This window comes from Paracraurococcus ruber (genome assembly GCF_004353985.1).
Classification (GTDB): domain Bacteria; phylum Pseudomonadota; class Alphaproteobacteria; order Acetobacterales; family Acetobacteraceae; genus Paracraurococcus; species Paracraurococcus ruber.
Window position 1 is genome coordinate 1 of sequence record NZ_SMOA01000419.1, and the last position, 3,383, is coordinate 3,383.

The window sequence follows — 3,383 nt, forward strand, 5'->3', positions numbered from 1 at the left end:
GGCCCGCCGCGCGGGCCCCGGCGGGACGACGACCGCGGCCCGCGCGGCCCGCGGCCGGAGCGGTTCGAGCAGGCGCCGCGCCAGGCCGAGCCGGCCGGGCCGAACCCGGACTCGCCCTTCGCGGTGCTCGCCCGGCTGAAGCTCGAGAAGCAGGGCTGAGCGCGAGCGGCGGCGCGCGGTGGCGGAGGCCGAGGACCGGGACTGGCAGCGGCTCGACAAGTGGCTCTGGTGCGCGCGGGTGGCCAAGACCCGCGCCGCCTGCGCCCGCCTGGTCGAGGCCGGCGGCTTCCGGGTGAACCGCCAGCCGACCGACAAGCCGCATGCGAAGCTCCGCCCGGGCGACGTGCTGACCTTCGCGCTGGGATCGCGCGGCGATGTCCGCATCTGGCAGGTGGTCGCCCTCGGGCTCCGGCGCGGGCCGGCACCGGAGGCGGCGGGGCTCTACCAGGACCTCTCGGCCGGGCTGGAGCCATAGCCCGGCCCCCGGACCGCGGTGCGACCCGAGGATGCGGCTGCCGTCCCGCCCGGGCGGTGCGCGGCGCACCGACCCGGCGCAACGCCGGACCGCCGCGCGACGCCGGCCGGACGGCAAGACCGCATGATCCCGCCGCAGGTGGCGCGGCGGGTCGGGCGAGCAGGCCGGGGCGGCCGGGCGTCCAGCCGGCGCCTGAAGGCCCGCCCCAGCGCGCGCCGTCCGTCCGGCCCCGGCGGCCGGGTCAGGTCCCCCGGGAATCCTTCAACTGCGCCCACAGCAGGCGGTTCGTCCCGGGGTGGAGGTAGACCATGTGGTTCATCATGGCCCGCACCAGGGGCACGCCGAACATCACGACCCCATAGCCGTCGCATTTGGCCAGCACGAAGATGGTGCCGCCAGGCGCGGCGTTCGTGTAGCTCGCGGTCTGGTTCCGGTTGAGGGTCTGGCCGTGCAGCCGGTTGACCTCGGCGCGCATCGCCGCCTGGGTCGGGTAGAAGCGGACCTTCAGCCCATCCACGGCCCGGTTGACGACGGTGACGGTGGACGGCTCTTTGGGGCTGGCCTTGTTCCACTTGATCTGGCCGCCCGGGGCGCCGAGGGGCTTGGGGACAGTCTGCGACATGGCGTGAAATCTCCTCCGGTCCGGTGTGCTGCGAACTCAGTCGTCCTTGCCGGGCTCCGGCACCCGCATCAGCCGGAAGGGGGCATGCACATTGCCGCGGGCCATCAGGCGGTTGCCGGCCGCGTCGATGCCGACCGCGATGCTGCCGGGGTTGGTGGAGCTGGGTGAGAGGTGGAGCTTGTCCATCTCGCTGAACACGAGGCCGGAGGGCTGCAGGATCGCGGCATTCTCGTCGCTGCGGGTCAGGCGCAGCCAGACCGCCCCGGCCTGCGCCGCGTTGAAGGCGAGGCCGCCGCTCGCTTGGTCGCGCGAGAGGTACTTGCCGGTCGCCAGCAGCCTGATGCGGACGGCGTCGCCGCTCAGGACCGGCCGGTCGGCCCGGGTCTTGTCATAGGGTTCGAGCGCCACCGCGGTCGGCCGCTGGTCGGTCCGGGCCGCGGGATAGGCGAGAACCGGCGCATCGCCGCCTTCGAGCTGCGGAAAGCCGAGCGTGTTGTCGTTGCGGGCCAGCAGCATGACCAGCCGCTCGCCGTAGCGCAGCGGGCGGTTGACGTCGCCCCGCCGGCCCTTCTCCAGGATGTGGTCGCGAATGGCGTAGCTGACGTAGAGCTGCTTGGCGGCGATGAACTCGTCCTCCGGGAACCAGTCCGCCGTCAGCAGGCTGGTGATGTCGGCGAACTGCGCGGCGATGATCACCGGCGCGGCGGCGATCGAGGCCAGCCATTCGTTGGTGATGCCGCCGGTGGTGCCGAGGCCGCCCTGGAAATCCACCTGCGACCGCTCGTACTCCTCCGCCTGGTCGGAGGACCGGGTCTGCTTCGTGGCCTGCTCGACGCTGGCGCCGGCGGAGACCGCCTCGATCACCGCATTGGCCTTGGCGGTGAAGTTGCTTTCGGTTTCCTGTGATTTCAGCACGCGGCTGGAGGCGGCCCGGGTGGTCTGCACGGCGGCGCCGCCGAGCCGGATCTCGGTGGTGACATGGGTGCCGAACTCGGCGACGAAATTGGCATAGGCCGTGTCCGCCTCCGGCGCCTCCGGCGGCGGCAGGTCGGCCACCATCTGCCGGAACGCCTCGGTCAGGCGCAGCCCGGAGTTGCGGTTCAGCAGGTCGAGCTTGACGATGTTCTCAACGCGATGGGCGCGCGAATAGAGATAGCTGTACTTGCGCGACTGGGTCTGGCTCTCGACCTGCCGGTAGCTGGCGCTGGCGCTGAATTCGAAGACGCCCTCGACGCCAGCATTCATGGACAACTGGCTGCTGAAGCTGTCCTGGAATTCGAAGGTGCTGCTGACGATGCGGGATTCGGTAAGGAAGCGGGTGCTGGACGGGGCGGAATGGATGACGCCCTTCGGCACGAGATAGCCGAGCGAGGTGCGGTAGGTCTCACCCCCGAAGTCGAAGACCAGCGGCAGGGCGGTTTCGCCAAGGCTCAGCGGGTCGGTTTTCAAAACATCATAGCATCGCCCGAGATATTCAATATTCGGGATCATCTTGCCGTCAGCATCACTCATCGGATCCTCCTGCCGGCCTCTTGCCGGGAACGTCGCAGACCCACGCCATTTTTGGAGACGTCTTGAAGATCAGGCGAACGCCTGCTCATGCACTAATTCAGATGCGACAACGATCTCGCAGCGGTTTGCAAGGATTGTCAACCATTGCCGCCGCGGCCCCGTGGCCGTGCCCGGCGGGCTTCCGGCCGGCTTCCGGCGCGGGGCTCCTCCGCCCAGGGCACCGCTTGCCAGTCGCGTCGGCGCGGTCCATCTCTCGCGCTGCCGCATCGCCGGGGCCAGGCAGGGCCCCGAAGGGGACCGCCGACCGTGACCTATGTCGTTCTCGAAAACTGCATCAAGTGCAAGTACATGGACTGCGTGGAAGTCTGTCCGGTGGACTGCTTCTACGTCGGCGAGAACATGCTGGTCATCCACCCCGACGAATGCATCGACTGCGGCGTCTGCGAGCCGGAATGCCCCGCCGAGGCGATCGTGCCGGACAGCGATGACCGCGCCGCCGACTGGGCCGAGGTGAACCGCACCTACTCCACGCAATGGCCGAACATCACCCGCAAGGGCGAGCCGCCGGCGGATGCCGACGAGTGGAAGGGCAAGCCCGGCAAGAAGGACCTGTTCAGCGCCGATCCGGGCACGCCCTGACCGAAGGCCGCGCCGCGGCGCACGGGACGCGGGCCTGAGCGGAAAGCCGGCCGCCGCGAGGCGGCATGGCGCAGGCCGCGCCGCCGGCCTCGGCGGCGACGGTCCGGATCAGCGCGCGCGGGCGGCGGCAGCGCC

The 3,383-nt window shown here is 70.7% G+C and carries 4 protein-coding genes; 2 read left to right on the top strand and 2 right to left on the bottom strand.

Features of this window, described 5'->3' with window-relative positions; all coding sequences use genetic code 11:
• Nucleotides 1–178: 178 nt before the first annotated feature.
• The gene (locus E2C05_RS30060; protein ID WP_133223291.1) at nt 179–475 is read left to right on the top strand and encodes an RNA-binding S4 domain-containing protein; all 297 of its coding nucleotides are present in this window, start codon (nt 179–181) and stop codon (nt 473–475) included.
• A 241-nt stretch (nt 476–716) separates the two neighbouring features.
• Here the strand turns inward: E2C05_RS30060 and E2C05_RS30065 are convergent, their stop codons facing one another.
• Together E2C05_RS30065 and E2C05_RS30070 are read right to left on the bottom strand one after the other, a co-directional pair.
• On the bottom strand, nt 717–1,097 hold the full coding sequence (locus tag E2C05_RS30065) for a hypothetical protein (RefSeq protein WP_133223292.1): 381 nt from the start codon (nt 1,095–1,097) through the stop codon (nt 717–719).
• Nucleotides 1,098–1,133: 36 nt separating this feature from the next.
• A complete protein-coding gene (locus E2C05_RS30070) occupies nt 1,134–2,609 on the bottom strand; it encodes an MAC/perforin domain-containing protein (RefSeq protein WP_133223293.1) in 1,476 nt (491 codons plus the stop codon).
• Between the two features lie 306 nt (nt 2,610–2,915).
• On the opposite strand from E2C05_RS30070, the gene fdxA reads away from it, so the two are divergent.
• Nucleotides 2,916–3,248 carry a ferredoxin FdxA gene (gene fdxA / locus E2C05_RS30075; RefSeq protein ID WP_133223294.1) on the top strand — a complete coding sequence of 111 codons (333 nt, stop codon included), beginning with the start codon at nt 2,916–2,918 and terminating at the stop codon, nt 3,246–3,248.
• Nucleotides 3,249–3,383 lie beyond the last annotated feature (135 nt).

Bases quoted from the DNA above. Each gene is read 5' to 3' on its own strand.
- E2C05_RS30065 (WP_133223292.1), bottom strand. From the start codon at position 1,097: ATGTCGCAGACTGTCCCCAAGCCCCTCGGCGCCCCGGGCGGCCAGATC.
- E2C05_RS30070 (WP_133223293.1), bottom strand. From the start codon at position 2,609: ATGAGTGATGCTGACGGCAAGATGATCCCGAATATTGAATATCTCGGG.